Source organism: Xanthomarina sp. F1114 (assembly GCF_026410255.1).
Taxonomy (GTDB): Bacteria; Bacteroidota; Bacteroidia; order Flavobacteriales; family Flavobacteriaceae; genus Xanthomarina.
Window position 1 is genome coordinate 82,338 of record NZ_JAPMLL010000002.1, and the last position, 22,679, is coordinate 105,016.

Annotated in this window: 18 protein-coding genes, 1 tRNA gene and 1 riboswitch; of the genes, 2 read left to right on the top strand and 17 right to left on the bottom strand. The window is 34.6% G+C overall.

Translation table 11 applies throughout. The features are described 5' to 3' along the window. Positions 1 to 2: 2 nt before the first annotated feature. The 10 genes from rlmN to OS188_RS01770 form a co-directional block, all read right to left on the bottom strand. Positions 3 to 1,043, bottom strand: a complete 1,041-nt coding sequence (gene rlmN / locus OS188_RS01725; protein WP_267147088.1) for a dual-specificity RNA methyltransferase RlmN — start codon at positions 1,041 to 1,043, stop codon at positions 3 to 5. A 222-nt stretch (positions 1,044 to 1,265) separates the two neighbouring features. Beyond that, a complete protein-coding gene (queA, locus tag OS188_RS01730; protein ID WP_267147089.1) occupies positions 1,266 to 2,315 on the bottom strand; it encodes a tRNA preQ1(34) S-adenosylmethionine ribosyltransferase-isomerase QueA in 1,050 nt (349 codons plus the stop codon). Positions 2,316 to 2,436: 121 nt separating this feature from the next. After that, positions 2,437 to 3,669: a 3-phosphoshikimate 1-carboxyvinyltransferase gene (locus OS188_RS01735; protein WP_267147090.1), complete on the bottom strand. Its 1,233-nt coding sequence runs from the start codon at positions 3,667 to 3,669 to the stop codon at positions 2,437 to 2,439. A 4-nt stretch (positions 3,670 to 3,673) separates the two neighbouring features. Next, positions 3,674 to 4,000: a nucleotide pyrophosphohydrolase gene (locus tag OS188_RS01740; RefSeq protein WP_267147091.1), complete on the bottom strand. Its 327-nt coding sequence runs from the start codon at positions 3,998 to 4,000 to the stop codon at positions 3,674 to 3,676. Further along, the gene (dtd, locus tag OS188_RS01745) at positions 4,000 to 4,452 is read right to left on the bottom strand and encodes a D-aminoacyl-tRNA deacylase (protein ID WP_267147092.1); all 453 of its coding nucleotides are present in this window, start codon (positions 4,450 to 4,452) and stop codon (positions 4,000 to 4,002) included. Before dtd ends, OS188_RS01740 begins: the two co-directional genes overlap by 1 nt. Positions 4,453 to 4,527: 75 nt before the next feature. After that, the gene (rsgA, locus tag OS188_RS01750; RefSeq protein WP_267147093.1) at positions 4,528 to 5,481 is read right to left on the bottom strand and encodes a ribosome small subunit-dependent GTPase A; all 954 of its coding nucleotides are present in this window, start codon (positions 5,479 to 5,481) and stop codon (positions 4,528 to 4,530) included. A 97-nt stretch (positions 5,482 to 5,578) separates the two neighbouring features. Continuing rightward, positions 5,579 to 6,661 (bottom strand): bifunctional 3-deoxy-7-phosphoheptulonate synthase/chorismate mutase type II, encoded by a 1,083-nt coding sequence (locus OS188_RS01755; protein WP_267147094.1) that lies wholly within the window; start codon positions 6,659 to 6,661, stop codon positions 5,579 to 5,581. 119 nt (positions 6,662 to 6,780) lie between these two features. Beyond that, complete coding sequence (locus tag OS188_RS01760) at positions 6,781 to 7,632, bottom strand: prephenate dehydrogenase (RefSeq protein ID WP_267147095.1); 852 nt, start codon at positions 7,630 to 7,632, stop codon at positions 6,781 to 6,783. Positions 7,633 to 7,712: 80 nt separating this feature from the next. Next, on the bottom strand, positions 7,713 to 8,855 hold the full coding sequence (locus tag OS188_RS01765; RefSeq protein ID WP_267147096.1) for a pyridoxal phosphate-dependent aminotransferase: 1,143 nt from the start codon (positions 8,853 to 8,855) through the stop codon (positions 7,713 to 7,715). Continuing rightward, the gene (locus tag OS188_RS01770; protein ID WP_267147097.1) at positions 8,852 to 9,679 is read right to left on the bottom strand and encodes a prephenate dehydratase; all 828 of its coding nucleotides are present in this window, start codon (positions 9,677 to 9,679) and stop codon (positions 8,852 to 8,854) included. The genes OS188_RS01765 and OS188_RS01770 overlap by 4 nt, the downstream gene beginning before the upstream one ends. A gap of 271 nt (positions 9,680 to 9,950) precedes the next feature. Between OS188_RS01770 and gldA the strand changes: the two genes are divergently transcribed. After that, positions 9,951 to 10,844 carry a gliding motility-associated ABC transporter ATP-binding subunit GldA gene (gene gldA, locus OS188_RS01775; protein ID WP_267147098.1) on the top strand — a complete coding sequence of 298 codons (894 nt, stop codon included), beginning with the start codon at positions 9,951 to 9,953 and terminating at the stop codon, positions 10,842 to 10,844. Between the two features lie 56 nt (positions 10,845 to 10,900). On the opposite strand, the gene OS188_RS01780 is transcribed toward gldA, so the two are convergent. The 5 genes from OS188_RS01780 to OS188_RS01800 all read right to left on the bottom strand — a co-directional run bounded on the left by OS188_RS01780 (position 10,901) and on the right by OS188_RS01800 (position 18,037). Further along, on the bottom strand, positions 10,901 to 11,647 hold the full coding sequence (locus tag OS188_RS01780) for a head GIN domain-containing protein (protein WP_267147099.1): 747 nt from the start codon (positions 11,645 to 11,647) through the stop codon (positions 10,901 to 10,903). 3 nt (positions 11,648 to 11,650) lie between these two features. After that, positions 11,651 to 12,742 (bottom strand): acyloxyacyl hydrolase, encoded by a 1,092-nt coding sequence (locus OS188_RS01785; protein ID WP_267147100.1) that lies wholly within the window; start codon positions 12,740 to 12,742, stop codon positions 11,651 to 11,653. A 124-nt stretch (positions 12,743 to 12,866) separates the two neighbouring features. Next, entirely contained in the window at positions 12,867 to 16,265 is a 3,399-nt protein-coding gene (gene thrA, locus OS188_RS01790; protein WP_267147101.1) for a bifunctional aspartate kinase/homoserine dehydrogenase I, read from the bottom strand. A 3-nt stretch (positions 16,266 to 16,268) separates the two neighbouring features. Then, on the bottom strand, positions 16,269 to 16,718 hold the full coding sequence (locus OS188_RS01795; RefSeq protein ID WP_267147102.1) for an OsmC family protein: 450 nt from the start codon (positions 16,716 to 16,718) through the stop codon (positions 16,269 to 16,271). A gap of 11 nt (positions 16,719 to 16,729) precedes the next feature. Further along, on the bottom strand, positions 16,730 to 18,037 hold the full coding sequence (locus tag OS188_RS01800) for an O-acetylhomoserine aminocarboxypropyltransferase/cysteine synthase family protein (RefSeq protein ID WP_267147103.1): 1,308 nt from the start codon (positions 18,035 to 18,037) through the stop codon (positions 16,730 to 16,732). A gap of 121 nt (positions 18,038 to 18,158) precedes the next feature. Next, positions 18,159 to 18,284, bottom strand: a riboswitch (SAM riboswitch). Between the two features lie 425 nt (positions 18,285 to 18,709). Here OS188_RS01800 and metK point away from each other — a divergent pair. Then, a complete protein-coding gene (metK, locus tag OS188_RS01805; RefSeq protein ID WP_267147104.1) occupies positions 18,710 to 19,999 on the top strand; it encodes a methionine adenosyltransferase in 1,290 nt (429 codons plus the stop codon). Positions 20,000 to 20,828: 829 nt separating this feature from the next. Here the strand turns inward: metK and OS188_RS01810 are convergent. After that, positions 20,829 to 20,910: transfer RNA gene (locus OS188_RS01810), tRNA-Tyr, on the bottom strand. Positions 20,911 to 21,089: 179 nt separating this feature from the next. After that, entirely contained in the window at positions 21,090 to 22,646 is a 1,557-nt protein-coding gene (locus OS188_RS01815) for a M20/M25/M40 family metallo-hydrolase (protein ID WP_267147105.1), read from the bottom strand. Between the last annotated feature and the right edge of the window lie 33 nt (positions 22,647 to 22,679).

Here is a 22,679-nt window from a genome sequence, read left to right on the forward strand (position 1 = left end):
ATTTAACTTTTATTTGCCAATTGACCACAAGCAGCATCAATATCTTTTCCTCTGGAACGTCTTACGGTTACCGTTATATTATTAGCTTCTAGCATAGAAACATACATATCAATTGCTTGGTCTGGCGCTTGCTGAAATTCGCCATCGTCAATAGGATTATATTCAATTAAATTAACCTTACTTGGTGCAAATTTACAAAAAGCAATTAAGGCATCAACATCTTTCTTCTTGTCGTTAATATCTTTCCAAACCACATATTCGTAGGTGATTCTATTTTTTGTTTTAGCGTACCAATATTCTAAAGCTTCACGTAAATCTGCTAAAGGGAACGTTTCATTAAAAGGCATAATAGATGTTCTAACCTCATCTATTGCTGAGTGAAGTGATACAGCTAATTTAAATTTCACCTCATCGTCTGCCATTTTCTTAATCATTTTTGGAACTCCCGATGTAGAAACTACGATACGTTTTGGCGACATTCCTAATCCTTCATCTGAAGTAATTTTATCAATGGCTTTTAAGACATTATTGTAATTCATAAGTGGTTCTCCCATCCCCATAAATACAATATTGCTTAAAGGTTTATCGTAATACAACCGGCTTTCATTATCTATAGCAACTACTTGATCAAAAATTTCATCTGGATTTAAATTTCGCATACGCTTCAGTCTAGAAGTCGCACAGAATCTGCAATCCAAACTACATCCAACCTGACTGGAAACACAAGCTGTTGTTCTTGATTTTGTAGGAATTAAAACCGATTCCACGGTCAATCCATCATGCAAACGAACGGCATTTTTTATAGTTCCATCATTACTTTTTTGCATGGTATCCACACGAATATGATTGATAACAAAGTTATCTTCCAACATCTGCCTGGTTTCTTTAGAAATATTGGTCATATCCTCAAAGCTATGAGCGCCTTTGCTCCATAACCATTCATAAACCTGATTACCACGAAACGCTTGATCTCCCTCTTTAACAAAGAAATTTCGAAGTTGCTCTTTCGTTAAGGCTCGTATATCTTTCTTTTTTGTTTCCATCTGTTTGCAAAAGTACGTAAAGGATTTCCGTTTTACGATTTTTTAATTTATCAATTTTAAAGCTTATTCACAGATTTTCAGAGTTAAACCAAATTATACGGAGCCTTATTCTTAGTTAAAAATTAATTTGTTGATAGAACAATCTAAACTCTAAAATCTATATAAAAAGAAAAAGCCTTGTAAAAACAAGGCCTTTCAATTATATGTGATTTGCTATTCTAATTAAATAATTAACATCGCATCTCCGTAGCTATAGAAGTTATATTTTTCTTTTATAGCTTCGTCGTAAGCTTTTTTAATAAAATCATGACCTCCAAAAGCCGAAGCCATCATTAATAAAGTTGATTTTGGTGTATGGAAGTTAGTAATCATACAATTAGCAATACTAAACTCGTATGGAGGGAAAATAAATTTATTAGACCAACCATCAAACTCGTTTAAAGTACCATTAGAAGATACCGAACTTTCTATAGCACGCATGGCAGTTGTACCAACGGCACAAATACGTTTTTTGTTTTTAATTGCAGTATTAATAGTGTCTACAGCATCTTTTTTTATGATAATTTCTTCACTATCCATTTTATGCTTTGACAAATCTTCTACCTCTACTGGGTTAAAAGTTCCTAAACCAACATGCAAAGTAACTTCAGCAAGATTAACACCTTTAATTTCTAAACGCTTTAAAAGATGTTTAGAAAAGTGCATCCCAGCTGTTGGTGCCGCTACTGCTCCTTCATTCTTTGCAAAAATAGTCTGGTAACGATTTTCATCTTCTGGTTCCACCTCTCTTTTAATATATTTAGGAAGTGGAGTTTCTCCTAATTCAGTAAGCTTTACTCGAAAATCTCTATAAGAACCATCGTATAAAAAACGTAAAGTTCTTCCTCTTGATGTGGTGTTGTCAATAACCTCAGCAACTAAAGATTCTCCCTCGCCAAAGTATAATTTATTCCCAATTCTAATTTTTCTAGCTGGATCTACCAAAACATCCCAAAGACGTTGTTCTTCATTTAACTCTCTTAATAAAAACACTTCAATTCTTGCTCCTGTTTTCTCTTTGTTACCAAAAAGCCTAGCCGGAAAAACTTTCGTATTATTAAGAATCATGACATCATCTTCATCGAAATAATCAATTAAATCTTTAAACATTTTGTGCTCGATGGTTTGTTTTTCTCTATCCAAAACCATGAGGCGAGATTCATCTCTATTTTCAGATGGATATTCTGCTAATAACTCTTCTGGAAGTTCAAAATTAAAATGTGATAATTTCATATATAGTTCTTTTTTATCATTTTCACTTTTTCAATGAGAAACATGTTTTAGTGAAAACTTTATATTTTGGAAAGCCACAAATATACGACCTGAAAGTAGGCGTTGTCAAGTATTTAGCCATTTATATTTTTTCAACTTGAAATCCCAGGGCTTTTAAATCGTTCCAAAAACTGGGAAATGATTTTGACACAACCTCGGCATCCCTTATAGTAATTGAAGTTACTAGTGCTAAAGGCGCAAAAGACAAGGCCATTCTATGGTCGTTATAAGTATCTATTGCAACGGTATTAATTTTAACCTTTAAGGCCTTTAAATGCAAACTGTTACTGGTTATGGCTACTTCTCCTCCTAATTTTTCAATTTCAGTTTTAAGCGCAAGCAGTCTATCTGTTTCTTTAATTTTTAAAGTATGAAGCCCTGTTAGTTTACATTCTAGTCCCAAACCCAAACAAGTTACGGCAATAGTTTGAGCAATATCTGGTGAATTTGATAAGTTTAAGGTAATTATAGACTCAAGATCCACATTTTTTGATTTTCGAAGCGTGATACGCGTATTATGAAAATGAGTTTCAACTCCAAATTGCTGATAAATTTCTGATAATACAGAATCTCCTTGCAGGCTGTTTTGTTTGTAGGCAGACAACTTGACTTCTGTTCCTAATTCGCTTAAAGCTATCATACTATAAAAATAGGATGCTGACGACCAGTCGCTTTCAATTATCAATTCTTGCTTGGAAATTGCTGCCTGCTGATACACTTTTATGAGCTGCCCTTTAAAAGAGGTTTTTATACCAACTTCATTTAATAAACTCAGGGTCATATTAATATACGGAATAGAGGTAATTTCTCCTTCTAAAGTGAGTTCTAAACCATTTTCTAGTTTTGCTGCAATAAGCAGTAAGGCTGAAATATACTGACTACTAACATGCGCTTTAAGTGCAACTTTATTATTACTAAGTTGCCTGCCTTTAATTTTTAATGGCGGAAACCCTTCTGTTTCTAAATAAGAAATATCTGCTCCTAGACTTTTAAGTGCGTCCACTAAAATTTTTATCGGACGTTCTTTCATTCTATCAGATCCTGTTAAAACAACTTCCCGTCCATCCTGTGTGGCAAAATAGGCCGTTAAAAAGCGCATAGCCGTTCCTGCATGATGAATATCGATGATATTTGAAGACGATGATAAGGCTTCAGACATAACCACAGAATCATCAGAATTTGAACAGTTTTTTATCTCAATATGTGGATATAAAGCTTGTAGCAAAAGCAATCTGTTAGATTCGCTTTTTGAACCTGTTACGTTAATTGTTGATTGCTGATTACCGATTTTTGATTTTTGAAGTTTTAAGTCCATAAATCTACTTCAGCTTTTCGTTATTATGATGTCTATCGTGATCGCGCTTGGTTTTTAAATCCAATTTCTTATCGAAAGCAGCTTGCAAATCGATTCCTGTTTGATTGGCAAGACATAAAACTACAAATACCACATCTGCCAACTCTTCCCCTAAATCTTTGCTTTTATCGCTTTCTTTTTCGCTTTGTTCGCCGTAACGTCTAGCAATAATTCTGGCTACCTCGCCCACTTCTTCTGTAAGCTGAGCCATATTAGTGAGCTCGTTAAAATAACGAACCCCGTGTTCTTTTATCCATGTATCTACTGCCTGTTGCGAATTTTTTATGTCCATTATTCCTTATTTTTAGTATCAATAATTATGGATACAGGTCCGTCGTTTAAAAGCTCTACTTTCATATCTGCTCCAAATTCTCCGGTTTGAATTGGTTTCCCTAAAATGCCTTCCATTTCTTTTATAAAAGTTTCATAAAGAGGAATGGCAACATCCGGTTTGGCTGCTTTAATATAACTTGGTCTGTTTCCTTTTTTTGTATTAGCGTGAAGCGTGAATTGACTAACCACAATAACGTCTCCTTCTTGCTGTAACAAGGATTGGTTCATCACCCCATTTTCGTCATTAAAAATTCGAAGATTAGCAATTTTATTAGACAACCAATGGATATCTTCTTGACTGTCTTCGTCTATAATTCCCAATAAAACAAGTAACCCATTAGCAATGGATGCTACTTTATTTCCATTAATAGTAACACTGGCTTTTGAAACTCTTTGAATAACTGCTTTCATAATATTTTACAATTTTTTCAAAAAAAAATAAAGAAATAAGTTTATGTTTAATACCAATAACAAGATGTAGTATAATTACTCTTGATCCCAAATATCTGTTCTATAATGCGCGTCTTCTCCTTCCAAAATTTGAAGGTAACTTCTATATCTTGAGTAAGCAATCTCATCCTTGTCTAAAGCATCTTTTACAGCGCATTTTGGTTCGTCTACATGAATGCAGTTATTAAACTTGCAATCTTGTTTCAGTTTAAAAAACTCTGGAAAGTAATCGCCAACCTCCGTTCTGTCCATATCTACAACTCCAAAACCTTTAATTCCTGGGGTGTCTATTATTTTTGCACCAAAGCTTAAGTCAAACATTTCGGCAAAGGTAGTGGTGTGCTGCCCTTGGCTATGTTGGGTAGATATTTCTTTTGTTTTCAAATTTAATTCCGGTTCAATGGCATTGACTAAAGTAGATTTTCCCACTCCTGAATGTCCGGCAAACATGCTTACTTTATCTTGCATGATAGCTTTTACCTTATCGATGTTTTTTCCGGTAGCTGCTGAAATTCCAATACATTCATAACCAATTTTTCGATACACATGAGCTAGATATCTCACTTCGTCAAGCGTCTCTTGACTATAAGTATCTACTTTATTAAAAAGCAAAATGGCTTTAATGGAATAGGCTTCGGCGGTTACTAAAAACCTATCGATAAACGTTGTAAAGGTTGGAGGATTATCTATAGTTACCAAGAGAAAAACCTGATCTATATTAGAAGCAATAACATGTGTTTGTTTCGATAAATTAACCGATTTTCTAACAATATAATTCGTTCTGTCGTGAATATTAGTAATTACCCCTACTGGTTCCTCATTATTACTTTCGTCTAAATCGAAATCCACACGATCTCCAACAGCAATGGGATTGGTGCTTTTAATACCTTGAATTCTAAACTTTCCTTTAATTCGGCATTGATATATGGCACCTAAATCCGTTTTTACAGTGTACCAGCTTCCAGTAGATTTATATACTATTCCTGTCATTATTACAAAGATGCAATATTAATTAATAAGGAAAAACAAATCAAAGATAAAAGACCTTTCAGTCCCAAAACTTTAGGATTAGAAAGGTCTAAGACATTTATTTTTTGATAATCTTTTCCTGATGATTTATCGATTCCTGATGAATGGCCTTAAACATGCGTAGAATAAACTCTTCACTTAAATTTTTCTCCTCTCCTTGAAGAATCATTTTTCCTAAAATTTCATTCCAGCGTTTTGTTTGTAAAACAGCCACATTATGCGCTTTTTTTAAGGCACCAATATCATCTGCAACTTTCATACGCTTTCCAATCATATCTATTAATTGATGATCTATCACATCTATTTGTGTGCGCAGAGTGTTGATTCTATTTTTAAATTCGGCAGCTTCTCCTACTTCTTTTCTAATTTTTAAATCTTTTGTGTATTGATCCAAAGTGTCTGGAGTAATTTGTTGAGACGCATCGCTCCACGCTTTATCCGGATTATGATGCGTTTCCACCATTAAACCATCGTAGTTTAAATCGAGAGCTGTTTGACATAAATCGAAAATAATATCTCTACGACCGGCAATATGCGAAGGATCTAAAATTAGTGGTAAATCTGGAAAACGGTTTTGTAAATCGATAGGTATTTGCCATTCTGGATTATTTCTATATCTGGTTTTTTCGTAAGTTGAAAACCCACGATGAATAACCCCTAAATTATTAATTCCTGCAGTATGAAATCTTTCTACAGCACCCAGCCAAAGTGATAAATCCGGATTTACGGGATTCTTAACTAGAACTATTTTATCTGTGCCCTGTAAAGCTTCTGCAATTTCTTGAACAATAAACGGACTAACCGTTGTTCGTGCTCCAATCCATAACAGATCTACATCGTGCTCTAAGGCTAAATCTACATGATTGGCATTAGCTACCTCCGTTGCAATTAACAACCCTGTTTCTTCTTTGGCTTTTTGAAGCCATTTTAAGCCTAAAGCTCCAACACCTTCAAAATTTCCGGGTCTAGTTCTAGGTTTCCAGATACCTGCACGCATAACAGTGGCATCGCTGTTCTTTAACTGATGAGCAATAGTTAACACCTGTTCTTCGGTTTCTGCACTACACGGTCCCGCTATTACTAAAGGGTGCTTTAAATTAAAAGCGTTTAACCAGTTTTTAAGTTCTTTTTTGTTCTCCATAATATTGGTAATATTCAAAAATAAACAAATTCAAAATTCCTATAATAGGATACTTCTTATCTTTTGGAATTTAGGTTTTTATCTGTCTTTTAAACCGACAGACTATTTATTTTTTTAGATTATTGTATTCCGTTTAAAATCTGTTTTATATGATTTGTGTTTTCCATTTCACTAAAAATAAAATCAAAATCATCTAATTCCATGGCTGCTTTAAACTTGGATAAGTTGTTTATATACTCGTCTAAAGATTCTATAACATGGCTTTTATTCTGTTTAAAAATAGGTGCCCACATCCGGGGCGAACTTTTTGCCAATCGGACAGTTGAAGCAAAACCACTTCCTGCCAAATCAAAAATATCACGTTCGTTCTTTTCCTTTTCTATAACCGTTTTCCCTAACATAAAGGCACTTATATGCGACAAATGCGATACATAGGCAATATGTTTATCATGAGCTTCGGGATTCATATAACGCATATGCATTCCCATAATTTTAAAAATGGTTAAAGCGCGTTCTTGCAATTTAAAAGCTGTTTTTTCTATTTCGCAAATAATGTTTGTTTTGTTTGCAAACAACCCTTCCAATGCAGCTTTTGGCCCGGAAAACTCGGTTCCCGCTATGGGATGCGTTGCTAAAAAGTTTCTGCGTTTCGGGTGATTTTCAACAGCCTTACAAATACTCGCTTTTGTAGATCCAGAATCTATGACTAAAGCATCGTCTGAGACGTTATCAAGAATTCCTGGCAACAACATTTCTGTAGCATCAACAGGTATGGAAACAATCACTAAATCAGCTTTTTCCAGATCATCAAAAACGGCTTTTTTATCTATGAGTTTTAAAGAAAGAGCGTCTTCTAAATGGTTCTTATTTTTATCTATTCCATGAATTGTAATTTCCGGATTCAACTTCTTAACATCTTTAGCAATGCTGCCTCCAATTAATCCAACTCCTATGATATATATGTTTTTCATATGTGTTTTACGCTTCTACCCTTACTATTTTAAGGCAGTAAGCATGTGTTTTTAATTTTTAAATAAGCACGGTTTATTAACTATATTCTAGCAATGGCTTCTTCAATATCTTTTGTACAAGCGCAAAGTGAAAACCTAATATAACCTTCTCCCTGACTTCCAAAAACGGTTCCTGGCGCAATAAAAATATGTTTCTCTTTCAACAGTAAATCAATAAACTCTTCAGACGTAAAAGACCCAGGAATTTTTGCCCAAACAAATAAGCCTGTAGCTTGTTTATTATAGGTGCAATTTAAATTGTCTGCCAATCGCCAAATTAGTTTTCGTCGTTCTTCATATACATTATTTAGACTGACATACCATAATTTAGAACAATTTAAGGCCTCAATTGCTCCTTTTTGAATCCCGTACAACATCCCAGAATCCATATTGCTTTTAACCTTTAAAATATGTCCTATATATTCCGATTTTCCTAAAACCATCCCAATTCTCCATCCAGACATATTAAAAGTCTTACTTAAAGAATTTAGCTCTAAACAAACATCCTTTGCTCCTGGAATATTTAAAATACTTTTTGGAGAACTGTTAAGAATAAAGCCATACGGATTATCGTTTACAATCAAAATCTGATGCTTTTTTGCAAAAGCTATTAGTTTTACAAAAAAAGCCTCTGTCGCTACAGCTCCAGTAGGCATATGAGGATAATTAATCCACATAAGTTTTACCTGAGTTAAATCTTTTTGTTCTAAAGCTTCTAAATCTGGCAACCAGTTTTCTTCTTCATTTAAAGGATAAAGAATGGGATTGGCACCAACCAAACGACTTACGGATAAATAGGTTGGATAGCCCGGATTTGGTACAAGTACGTGATCTCCCGGATTTAAAAATGCCATAGAAATATGCATAATACCTTCTTTACTCCCCATTAATGGCAGCACTTCTGTAGACGGACTTAAATTGACCTGATACTGAGATCTATAAAAATAAGCCATGGCTTCGCGCAATTCTGGCAAACCCTGATAACTCTGATACTGATTGGCTTGAACGTCCTTAAAACTTTCACTTAAAGCCGATATAACTTTTTGTGGCGGTTGCAAATCTGGACTCCCAATTCCTAAGTTTATAATGGGTTTTCCATCAGCTTGCAGCAACCTAACCTCCCGTAATTTCTTTGAAAAGTAATACTCTTCAACCGATTGCAATCTTTGTGCTACTTCTATCATTGTTTTGCATTTTTATATTCCCCTAATATTTTAAATTCTTCTGCCATTATTTCTAAAAGCGACTGAGCCTTTTTATAATCTCGGTAATCATCGAAAGTAACATCTATAAAAAATGCATATTTCCATGGCGTTTCTATTTTTGGTAAGGATTGGATTTTAGTTAAATTCAATTTACAATCGCTCATCACATTTAAAACGGTTGCTAAACTTCCTCTTTTATGATCTAATTCGAATTTTACAGATGCTTTATTAATGTGCGCTTCCTCTAAATCTCTCTTTGTTTTTTCAACTATTACAAAGCGGGTTTCGTTATTTTTTATGGTTTGAATACTTTCTGCCAAAATATCTAACTCAAATAATTCTGAGGCTAATTTACTCGCAATGGCGGCTACACCCTTTAAACTTTCTTTTTGAATACGTTGTGCGACTCCTGCTGTATCTGAATCTTCAATCAGCTTTATATGTGGGTGTTTTTTAAAGAATTCCTTACATTGCAATAACGCCATGGGATGAGAATATACCTCAACAATATCTGTAATTGTTTGATTTTTTAAAGCCATTAAATGATGTTGAACATCCAGATAACACTCTCCTACAATTCTTAAATTATTTGAATCTATTAAAGCGTAATTCGGAATAATTGATCCCGCAATCGAGTTCTCCAAAGCCATAACAATGGCATCGGTTTCATTAGAAAGCAAACCTTGAACAAGCTTATCAAAAGATGCACATTCTTGCACAGCTACTTCGTTTTCAAAATATTGCTGAGTTACAATATGATGAAAAGACCCTTTTACTCCTTGTATACCGATTGTATGTCTCAAATGGTTTTAGTTTTTGGTATTTGACAAAAAAAAAGTCCCGATTTCCATCGAGACTTTTATATCATGTATTATTAATAAAAATTACATATACGAGGTCTCGTTTCTTCTGTTAAAAAAGAAATAATTCCAGTTATAATATGCAAAATTCAATGTTGCTTTCATATTCAGTTTGCTAAAGTAGAGAATAATTTTAAAAAACAACATGTAAAGACTAATTTTTAATTGAAATCGTTTACTAAATAGTTATTTTTACAAAAAATCTACAAGTTTTATGTCTATTGAAGTTCAAAACATCTCAAAAATTTACGGGTCGCAAAAAGCATTAAACAAGGTGTCGTTTAAAGTGAATAAACCAGAAATTGTTGGTTTTCTAGGTCCTAATGGTGCTGGAAAATCGACTATGATGAAGATTTTAACCACCTATATTGAGGCTTCTGAAGGACAAGCTAAAGTGAATGATTTTGATGTAAACACCAATAAACAAAAGGTGCAACAAAGTGTTGGATACTTGCCAGAACACAACCCCTTGTACTTAGAACAGTATGTTAGAGAATATTTAACCTTTAACGCACAGGTTTATGGGGTTGAAAAAGAACGTATTGAAGAAGTGATAAAACTAACCGGATTAACTTCTGAGGCTCATAAAAAAATTCAACAACTTTCTAAAGGTTACAGACAGCGTGTAGGTCTGGCAAATGCGCTATTGCACAATCCAGATGTTTTAATTTTAGACGAACCAACAACCGGTTTAGACCCAAATCAATTGGTGGAAATTAGAACTTTAATTAAAAATATAGGAAAGGAAAAAACTGTTTTTCTTTCTACTCACATCATGCAAGAGGTGGAAGCCATGTGCGATCGTGTAATTATTATTAATAACGGAGAAATTGTGACAGACAAAAAACTAAAGGATCTAAGAGAAGGTCAAGAACAAATAGTTATTGTAGAGTTTGATTACAGAGTTGAAGATGCTTTTTTATTAAACTTACCTAAAGCAAAACAGGTGTTAAATACACACGATTTTATTTATGAAATCACCTTTTCTACAACAGAAGATATGCGTTCTCATGTTTTTGATTTTGCACATGATAATCAGTTGAAAATTCTTCAGCTGAATCAAAAAAATACCAGCTTGGAAAACCTATTTAGAGAGTTGACAAAATAAATAACTCCATATAATTTCAACGAGAAAACGCAGAGTTTCAGAGAGAGGTTTTTCTTTTAATCAAAAATTAGTTTTCCAGTATACAATTGCTCTACTTCTACCGTTGGGGGTTGATTTTTAGAAATTAAATCGCCTGTGCCACGTAACACTCCTGTTAAAGATACTTGCGGATTTACAATCATATCGTTATAACCTCTATGAGAAATACTGACATTTTGAGCTATTAAACCAGCACCTTCAAAACGTCCGGACCCCGAATAAAACCCCACAGATAAATTATTAGTCTTTCCAGAAATGTAAAAAGAAGATAGATTATTGGAGGTTATACTTAAACTATTAGAGTTGACTTGTAGCTTAAAATCTCCAACAGTAAAATCGCCTTCCGAAGAAAAATCTTCAGAATACAAGCTTAAATTACTATAGTTTAAAACTCCATCGGACAAAATATCATACTGTGTGGAACACCTAATTTGAGTAATATTGGGCGCTGAAACATAAATTTTAGTGGGTTTGTAATCTCTGATAAAGTTGCAGGTATTATTATCAACTACACGCAACTGATTATCTACTACTACAACCTCTACATCATTGAGTAAATTTTTCCCTGTTTCAATTAGAACATGTGTTTCTGCAGCTTCTTTTAAAATCAATTCAATATTTCTATTTACAAATATTTTATCAAAACCTGGAACAGTTACTTCTTGCTGAACAATGTCTCCTGATTTTTGAAAACAATCATTAGTATCTTCGCTATCACAAGCAAAAAAGCCAACTAATATGAATATATAAAGTAGTTTTTTCATTTTTTACAATCTTATACCAACGCCAAATTCAACAGCTTCGGCTTTGGCACCATGAGATTTCAAGGTTAATGCTGCAAACCACTTTTCGCCAAAATAGCGTTTTGCACCTATTCTTAAATAAGTTCTGCCCTCAAAGTCGTATGGATAGTACACATAATAACCAAACTGGGTGACTACAGACAACTTATTAATAAACAATTCATGACCTACAAAAAGGCCAACACGTTTATAATCTTCGTCTCCTGAAACATTCTCTTCTGGGAAAGAAACGGACTTATAATAAATTAATTCTTTTAAAAACATGGAGAAAAACACATCTGTTCCTGCGTGCACCGCACTTTTATGAGACAAGCGTTTATCGGCATAAGCAGACAGAATATAAAACGGATATTGCCCACTTCCTATTAAATCACTTTCATTAATACCAGTTCTAAAGGCTAAATTAAACTTTATAGGTTGGGTGAATTTTTCTTTGGTAATGGCTTTAATATACTCTGGATCAGCTTCATCTAAATTATAGGTCAACCCAACATTAAAAGCTATGGTATTCACACTGGTATTTGGGGCTTTGATATTGGCATTGGAATAATGCAAAAGTGAAAGTCCTGCTTGAATTCCAAACCTATCAAATATTCTTTCTTTCTTGTAATTAAGCATCACGTAGGTGGCACTTAAAATAGTAGAACCAAAGGCTACATTTTTTGGGTTATCTACCTTATCGTAGGGGTTGGTATTATATGCTAAACCCTGCCCAATCCGTAGCATTAAATTACGTTTTAAGAAATAAAAATTATAGTGTGCATAAAGTGAATAATTATCACCCAAAACATCATTTTTAAGGTCTTGATAAGCAAAAGAAACTCCCCAATCTGGATAACCATAGCGCTGTTCCCAGTCTTTTTCTCCAAAAGACTTTTTATTCCAACTTAAAATAGCTCCTTCTGGATGACCTTTAATTAAATGAAGAATATCATTATTATGTAAGGCAATATTTCCTGTAAAATAATTAACATCGAAATACGATTTGCTCTGCTTTTCCTGAGAGTAAACAATTGCGAAACTTAAAAACAAAAAGTAGGTTATAATTTGCCTCATTAATATCAATTATGTGGCAAAAATAGCAGAATATTTAAAATACCTGTGATGCTATGGCCTTAATATTATCACTTTTTCCCATGGAGTAATAATGAAGCACTAACACCACTGACTTTTAACGCTTTTAGTTGGTGTTTTTCGCCAATCGTAAAATATCTCCAAACACACCTCTTGCTGTTACATGTTTACCTGCACCTGCACCTTGAATGACTAATGGTCTTTCGCCATAAGATTCTGTAAATATTTCGAAAATAGCATCCGATCCTTTTAAAGATCCCAAAGTTGAATTTTTAGGAACCGACACTAATTGCACATCCAATTGCCCTTTACTCTGAAACAAATCGCCCGACAAGTCGCCAATATATCTCAAGACGTGATCTGGTTTTTGAGCATCTTTTTTCTTTTGAAAGGTTTCGTTCAATGCTTCTAAATCCCCTAAAAATTGCGATGTAGAACTATCTCGAAATGCTTCAGGAATAAGGTTTTCTATATGAATGTCCTCAAATTCATTCTCTAAATCTAACTCTCGGGCAAGGATTAATAATTTTCTGGCTACATCGTTGCCACATAAATCTTCCCTTGGATCTGGTTCTGTATATCCTTCATCAATCGCTTCTTGTAAAATCTCTGAAAACAGTCTGTTTTCCGAAGAAAACGCATTAAACAAATAACTTAAAGAACCCGAAAAAACACCTCGTATTCGTGTGATATTTTCACCCGATTCGTGTAATAATTTAATGGTATCAATTAAAGGCAAGCCTGCACCAACATTAGTTTCATATAAATATTCCTTTTTGTTTTTAGCTAACTTTTCTCTTAAGGTTTTATAAAAACTATGAGATACGGTGTTGGCTATTTTGTTGGAAGACACCAAATCGAAACCAGCTTCCACTAAAGGAATATAGTTTTCAATAAAATCGGCATTTGCCGTATTATCAACTGCTATCAGATTTTCTAAATGGTGTTTTTCAGCATAATCGATAATAGCTTGAGCAGATGTGCTGCCGATGCCTTCAGTTTCTAAATCCTGTTTCCAGTTTTCATCTATGCCAGAAGCGTTTAAAAGTACCTGTTTAGAGTTTGCAATAGCAAAAACACGGAGTTGAATATGTCTTCGTTTTAAAATAGATTCGGCGTTCTCCAAAATCTGATCGATTAGCGTGCCACCAACCAAGCCTTTTCCAAAAATGGCAATATTGATGTTTTTAGCCACGCCAAACACTTGTCCGTGAATCACATTAAGTGCTTTGTGTAACTGATGTTTCCTAACCACCAAACTCACATTTTTCCCGGAAATGGTATTGTTGAATAATAAGGGAACAATCTGGTTTTTTATAAGCGCATTATAAGGCTGATGAAATTTACTTAAGTCCAATCCAATGATAGAAATAACGGATACATCATCAATAATGGATATCTTATGAACGTCTTTGGTGTAAAATTCATTTTCAAACTCTTGTTCTAAAGCTGCAACAGCATCTTTTGCACGATTGGAAGCCACAATAAATCCAATGCCACGCTCTGAGGAGCCTTGGGCAATAATACTGACACTAATTTGGTGCGTACTTAAAGTTCTAAATATTCTGGCATCGACTCCTACTTTTCCTAAAAGTCCCCGTCCTTCAAAATTTATAAGCGAGACATGCTCTAAAACTGAAAGCGATTTAATGCCCTCAACTGTTGCTTTTGATGTAATTAAAGTACCTTCATCTTCAGGGTTAAAAGTATTTAAAATACGAAGATTAATATTTTTTTCTATTAAAGGAACAATGGTTTTAGCGTGTAAAATGGTAGCCCCAAAATTGGCCAACTCATTGGCTTCTCCAAATGTTAACTGATCTATTTTCTTGGCATCAGGAACCAAATCTGGGTTAGCTGTATAAATTCCATTGACATGCGTATAGCTTTCCAGCTCTTCGGCATCCAGGTAATTTGCTAATAATGAGGCTGTATAATTACTTCCGTTTCGCCCTAAAGTGGTCGTTTGATTTTTTAAATTAGAGGCAATAAATCCCGATACAATATGAACAGTTTCTCCATTGTACTTCTCAAAATGTGCTTTTACATTCTGTTCTGAAACAGCAAGAATAGGCTGTGCATCTCCAAAATTAGCATCGGTTTTAATTAATAGCCTGGCATCTGTAGCATGAGCTTTAATGGCCCGTTCTGTCAATAACTGCGTGATGATTTTTGTTGCTAGTATTTCGCCATGGGATAAAACTTCATCTTTTATTTTTTCACTATAATCCTCAAGTAAGCTAACGCCTTCTAAAAGGGTATCCAACTTTGAAAATTCTACTGAAAAATCAACCGATTTTAAAGGTTCTGTCTGATAGGCTTTAAAAGCTTCCAATTGTGTTTTATAGGCTTGATTGGCGGCTGCCTTTTCAAGAATTTCTTCTAATTCGTTTGTGGCATTTCCTCTGGCAGAAACAACAACCGCGATGTTTTGTTTGTCTTTTACTTTGCTTTCTATTATGGTAAGTACTTTGTTCAAACCATTTCCGTTTGCCAAAGATTTCCCTCCAAATTTTAATATTTTCATGTTCTTTTCTTTTGTTTCAGGTTTAAAAATTCCTGAAATAATTTTTTCTAATTGATTAAATTCTATCAAAAACGCATCGTGACCGTGAATGGAATGGATTTCATTATAGGTCACATTTGGATGTATTACTGCCATTTGTTTTTGTGTTTCCCGATTTTCTTCAGCAGTAAAAAACAAATCCGAATCGACTCCAATTATGTGAATATGGGCTTGAATTTTATCTAAAATGTTCAGACTATGTGCTCCGCCATTAGTAACATCAATGGTTTTAAGCAATTGATTCATGAGTTTATAGGATGCCAATTGGTAGCGTTCTTGCAACTTTTTACCGTGATGGAGCAACCAGCTTTCCACGTTAAATATCTGTAAATCGCTGTTTTTAGTACGGTGAAACCTTTCTTTAAACGAAGCTGGCGTCCTATAACACAACATGGCATGCATACGTGCATCGTGCACCGGATTACTGGAATTAACCAAAAACTGTTCTTGGATCTGACAGTTGGCAATAAGCCAATCGGTCGCTTTCCAATCGGTAGCTACAGGAATAAAATGCCAAGCTAAATCTGGTTTTATAGCTAACATTTCCCAGGCAATACCACCGCCTAAAGAGCCTCCAATAATTGCAAATAGCTTTTCAATTTGAAGTTCTTTTAATCCCAATAAAAATAGTGCTGCAATGTCTTTTGCTATAAAGCTTTTATAGTCTTCTATGATAAAATCGTCGTATCCATTTCCTGGAATATTAAATGCCAAAATTGTATAAACCTGGGTATCAATTACCTTACCCTCTCCAATAAGATCCTTCCACCAGCCATCTGTTCCAGACACATTACTATTCCCAGTAAGGGCATGATTAACAAGGACAATGGGTGCCGCACCTAAAGGTTTTCCAAATAATTGGTAAGACAATTTTAAAGTCATTGTCTTACCAATTTCTAATTTGAAATTTGGAATTTGGATGTGTTTTAATTTTGACATTTATTAAATAGCATATTGTTTTTCAACCTCAAGACTTACTGGAGTCACGTTCAATAAATTATCCTTAACCGGACAACGTTCTTGAACTATTTTCAACCAAGACACAAGTATTTCAATAGACGCTTCTGTTTCTGGAATTAACTTTAAACTAATCTCCTTGAATCCCGCTCTTTCTTTATTGGAAGTTCCAAATAGTGTATCAGGATTTATATTCCCTTCTACTTCAATTTTTAAGGAATTAATTGTAAATCCTAATTCTTTAGCAACCAAATGCCCAACAACATTTACACAGCCAGCCAATCCAGCTAACAAATATTCTACAGGATTTGCATATTCATCAGTTCCTCCTAAATCTTTAGGTTCGTCTATAATTAATTTGAAATTCCTTGCTTTTGCAATGAATTTTGCTGGAGATGCACTTTCTCCGTGTACTTTAAAAATTAAATCGCTCATAATTATCTTTTTTATAAGTTAGATTCAGTTTCCAAAACAGTTTCGTTAACTATTTTGAAGGTTGCTTTTAAATCGGCTTTTAAGTCTTCTACATCCTCAAGTCCAACAGACAATCTGATTAAATCTTGAGACACGCCTGCACTTGTTTGAGACACTTCATCTAATTGCTGATGCGTGGTGCTGGCTGGATGAATAATTAGCGATTTTGTATCCCCAATATTAGCGAGTAAGGAAAATATTTTGGTGTTATCGACTATTGTTTTAGCAGCTTCAAATCCACCTTTTACGCCAAAAGTAACCAAACCACTTTGTCCATTTGGCAAGTATTTTTTAGCCAATTCGTGGTACTCGTTACGTTCTAAACCTGGATAATTTACCCAAGCAACTTCCTCTTGTTTTTCCAACCATTGGGCAATTTCCAAAGCATTTTCGCTGTGTTTTTTAATACGAATATCCAGAGTTTCTAAACCTTGAATAATGTTAAAAGCATTTGTCGGACTTATGGCTCCTCCATAGTCGCGTAAGCCTTCTAAAATCAATTTAAACGTATAAGAAGCTGCGCCTAAAGTATCGTGATAAACCAACCCATGATATCCAGCTGATGGCTCCGTAAATTCCGGAAATTTTCCACTGGACCAATCAAAATTTCCTCCGTCAATAATAGCTCCTCCTAAAGATGTTCCTTGTCCACCAATATATTTTGTCAAGGAATGAATCACGATGTTTGCGCCATGGGCTATCGGATTTAATAAGGCTGGGGTTGCCACCGTATTATCAACAATAAAAGGCACTCTCGCTGCTTTGGAGTGTTCTGCAATAGCTTCTAAATCCAGCACATCTAACTTCGGATTTCCTAAAGATTCTACAAAAAAGGCTCTTGTGTTTTCTTGAACAGCAGCTGCAAAATTATCTGGTTCTGAGGCATCAACAAAGGTAGTTGTAATACCCAGTCTTGGTAAGGTAACATTTAGTAAATTATAGGTGCCACCATACAAACTGCTGGATGCTACAATATGATCTCCTGCTTTTAAAAGTGTTAATAATCCAGTAGAAATAGCAGCCATTCCCGAAGCAAAGACAACGGCTCCAATCCCTCCTTCAACAGCAGCTAAACGCTCTTGTAAAATCTGATTGGTTGGATTGTTTAGTCGGGTATAGATAAATCCTAATTCTTTTAAAGAAAAGAGATTTGCTGCGTGTTCAGAGTTGTTGAACACATAAGAAGTTGATTGGTAAATTGGCACAGCACGTGTTCCTCCGTTTTTTGTAACATCGTGACCTGTGTGCAACGCTTTTGTTGCGAAATTTTGAATACTCATTTTTCTAGTTTTTTGAGTTAATAAATGATTAAACCAAAAGTCAAATAAGCCTCGTTAGAAGCGTACCTAATAGAAAAATGTTAAAAAGAAAAATTGAAATCACAGATGAGTAATTTCGTATAAGTTATCTATCCAATAATTCGATAAATGAATCGAATATTAAGTAGAATGTAGCACCTTCATAGTATAGAACTAAGGGTTGCTAAGGCTTCAGCGGGTCTAATCCCTCCACCTTTCTTGATAACATTTTCGGATTATTTTAAAAACAAATTTTTGCGTTACTTCAAAATTTTTAAAATCCTCATTTACTATAGTAAACTGCGGTTTAAAAATTTATTGTGCCTTAAACTTTGTCTTTAAAAGTTCTCCTTTTCAGTAAGTTTTTGAACTTTGTGAGCGCAAATATTGCATTAGAAAAAGTTATAAACCAAATTTTTTACGAAAAAAATTAAAAACAATTTGCAATCCATTTTATTTTATTAGTTTTGCAGTTCAATTATTAAGAGGAAAAATTTGTCTGATTGCAACCTCTTCAATTTGATTCAGAATAATTCATAAAAAGATTCGGAAACAAGTTGGAAATAAAATGCTAAAGCAGTAAACATTCTACTCCTCTAGCAGCTTGCAATCATATTACATTTTCTGATTTAACAGTTTAAAAAACAAGTAATTATGCCTTATTTATTTACTTCTGAAAGTGTTTCAGAAGGACATCCAGATAAAATAGCAGACCAAATTAGCGACGCTTTAATAGATCATTTTTTAGCCTTCGATAAAGATGCAAAAGTAGCCTGCGAAACCTTAGTTACAACCGGGCAGGTTGTATTGGCAGGAGAAGTGAAATCGAACACCTATTTAGATGTTCAGAAAATTGCCAGAGACACCATTAACAAAATTGGATACACTAAAAGTGCCTATATGTTTGATGGCAATTCTTGTGGTGTATTTTCAGCTATTCATGAGCAGTCGGAAGACATTAATCGTGGTGTTGACAGAGCAAGTAAAGAAGAGCAAGGTGCAGGAGACCAAGGAATGATGTTTGGTTATGCTACCAATGAAACAGATAACTATATGCCTTTAGCATTAGATTTATCTCACAGGTTAATGCTAGAACTTGCTAAATTACGAAGAGAAAATAAAGATATCACCTATTTAAGACCAGATTCTAAAAGTCAGGTAACTATTGAATATAGCGATGATAATGTGCCACAACGTATTGAAGCCATTGTTATTTCTACTCAGCATGACGATTTTATACAGCCAAAATCGAAATCGAAAGAAGATAAAGATGCTGCTGATGAAGCCATGCTTGAAAAAATTAGAAAAGATATGATCGAAGTCTTAATTCCACGAGTTATTGCTTCTCTACCAGAACATATTCAAGTATTATTTACAGACAATATAAAATATCATATCAATCCAACTGGAAAGTTTGTAATAGGTGGACCACATGGGGATTCAGGCCTTACAGGTAGAAAAATCATTGTCGATACGTATGGAGGAAAAGGCGCCCACGGTGGAGGAGCTTTCTCTGGAAAAGACCCAAGTAAAGTAGATAGAAGTGGTGCTTATGCAACTAGACATATTGCTAAAAACTTAGTGGCAGCCGGAGTTTGTACAGAAGTTCTTGTACAGGTAAGTTATGCTATTGGCGTAGTGGAACCAACTTCTATTTATGTGGATACCTATGGCACTTGTCCGTTTAATATGACAGACGGTGAAATAGCGCAAAAAGTAAAAGAAATTTTCGACATGCGTCCATCTGCCATTGAAAATCGTTTAAATCTTCGTCAGCCAATTTATAGCGAAACAGCTGCTTATGGCCATATGGGAAGAGAGAGCAAAACTGTTACAAAAACATTCGAACAAATAAATGGGGAAACAATAGACCTGGAAGTTGAACTATTTACTTGGGAAAAATTAGATTATGTAGATAAGGTAAAGGCTGCTTTCGATCTTTAAGCTGTATCTCTAAATTCAAATGGAATAAGCCTCAGAACTTTTGTTTTGGGGCTTTTTATTTGGTAGAAAATGCTATTAGAACTAATCCTGAATTAATTGAAACAATCAACCTAGAACAAAAAGGTTTAGACCAGGAATCCTATATAGAAACTGACAAATAGTTGTATAATTATAACAGGATTTATTTATTAACCTATATAGTTATTTTGGGACGAGTCACAGTTCGTAGATAGTTCGTAGATCCTCCGTGCATACTCCGTACATAGTCCGTGTCAAAGCTCATTCATATTAAATGAACGATAAGGTACTGACAAAAGCTGGCTTAACGATTGGATATTACCATATAATGCATTAGCATACAAGCAAAACTATAAAGAGAAACTCTCTTATTAGTCCCTTAACAAGTAGAAAATCAAACCCACATTGTAGTTCTATAAATTCTTTATGCCTTTCCAATAGCTTCCTAATGGCTTTCCCATACCTTTCCCATACCTTCCCTATGGAAGCCAACGTTTTTTCCTACAAAAAACCCAACTATGAATTTACAGAGTTATAGGCCTGTTTCTTCACACTTTCTGAAAACCAAGATTAACTAGATTAATCCTATAAAGCTAGATTTAAAGAACACTAAAGATTTAAAAACAAAACAAAGAAAACCATAGAATTAGGATTAACTGCGTTGATCATGACAAACACTTCCTGAAATTGAAAAATCAAACTGCTGCGCTGTTTATTTTTTTTATTTTATAAAATATGCTTGTGAGTAAACTCACGCGTATTTTATAAAATAAAAAAATCCACACGTCCGTGTGGATTTTTCGAGTTAAAGTGGGGAGAGCAGGATTCGAACCTGCGAAGACGTAGTCAGCAGATTTACAGTCTGCCCTCGTTGGCCGCTTGAGTATCTCCCCAAAACCGAGTGCAAATATATTATAGTTTTTAATTTTTACTACATAAAAAGAGGTTTTTTTTCTCTTAAAACTCAAAAAACTCATAATGACATACTTAATCATCATGAGTTTTTAAGTTTAGCTTTTAAAATGTCAGTTTGCTTATTATAAAACTGTTCATTTTTTAAAATCGCATCTATTTAATCAAGTCCTCCCCTTCTTTTTGGAGATCGTGGTTCTGGCCAAGTCCCTGGTTCTCCCGTTCTAGAATTTACAGGCAATACAATTTGCTCAGTAGATGTTCTATTCGGGTCTTCAGAAGCCATATACACCAAAATAGCTGTTAAAATAGCATTACTTCTTACATCGTCAAAAACTATCTTATCGTAAGTATCCCTGTTGGTGTGCCAGGTATAATTCCAATAAGACCAATTTAAGGAACTTAAATTAAAAGCTGGAGCTCCTGCTGCTACAAACGAAGCATTATCCGAGCCTCCGGCACTTGGAGAGCCAGGAAAATGGGTTTCTATATGTTTTGTAATGTCTTTTGGAACTGCCGCTAGCCATTTAGATAAATAGTCGTAGGCATGTAAAAACCCTGCTCCTGAAAGATTGACTACACGTCCCGTTCCATTATCCTGATTAAAAACAGCTTGTACGTTTTTTACGATCTCTGGATGATCTTCAACAAAAGCCCTGGAACCATTTAAACCTTGTTCTTCACTTCCCCAAAGCCCTACCAAAATAGTACGTTTTGGATTTGGATATACTTTTTTCAAAATTCGCATAGCTTCCATCATTACTAAAGTTCCAGTACCATTATCTGTTGCTCCTGTTCCTCCATCCCAAGAATCTAAATGTGCTGAAAGAATAACATACTCTTCCGGTTTTTCACTTCCTTTTATTTCGGCAATTGTATTATAAGTTGGTGCAACTCCTAAATCTTTAGATTCTGCCACAATTCTAACTTTTGGTTTACTTCCGTATTCTACCAATCTGTAAAGCATGGTATAATCTTCTAACTCAATATCAACAGTTGGGATATTTTTAGTTCTAGCAGCAAAAATCTTATTTGCTCCAAAACCTCTAGACCAATAAGACGAAATAATTCCTGCAGCTCCAGCTTGCTCTAAAGCCATATCGATTTCTCTCGAACTGTATCCTGTTCTCCTTATATTAGCTCGCCACTCTTTTGTTAGAGAATCTCTGTCTTTCTTCATTTTCTCAAAAGATTCTTCTGTTGCAAATTCCTCCCAGTTGTAGTCTGGACGCCCTGTTGGCTGATAAATAGAAGTCATTACCAGTTTTCCTTTTATTGTTTTCATCCATTTTTGAAAATCTAAAGAATCTTTTACTGTAGGAATAGTTACCACCTCAGCAGTAACGCCCTTGGATTTTGTGCTTGGACTCCACGCTAACTGCATGCCGGTTAAAGATTGAACTCGTGGTTCTAACATATCAATATGTGTAATCCCTCGTTCCCAGGCTTTCCATTCTCCCCATTGTTCGTTTCTAGCAGATACTCCCCATTTTGTAAAATTGGCAACAGCCCAATCATGGGATTCCTGCATTTGTGGGGTTCCTACTAATCGAGGGCCAATAACATCCATTAATTCATGCCCTAAGATTTCTAACTGCGAATTATTAGTAGCTTCTTCAATAATGTTTTTAACTACTGTATCTGTTTCTTGCGCATGTAATTGAAATACACAGAGCGACAAGAAAGCAATCAGTATTAAACGACTTGCTGTTTTCATAATAAGTTTTTAAAAGGTTAATTTTCGAAACAA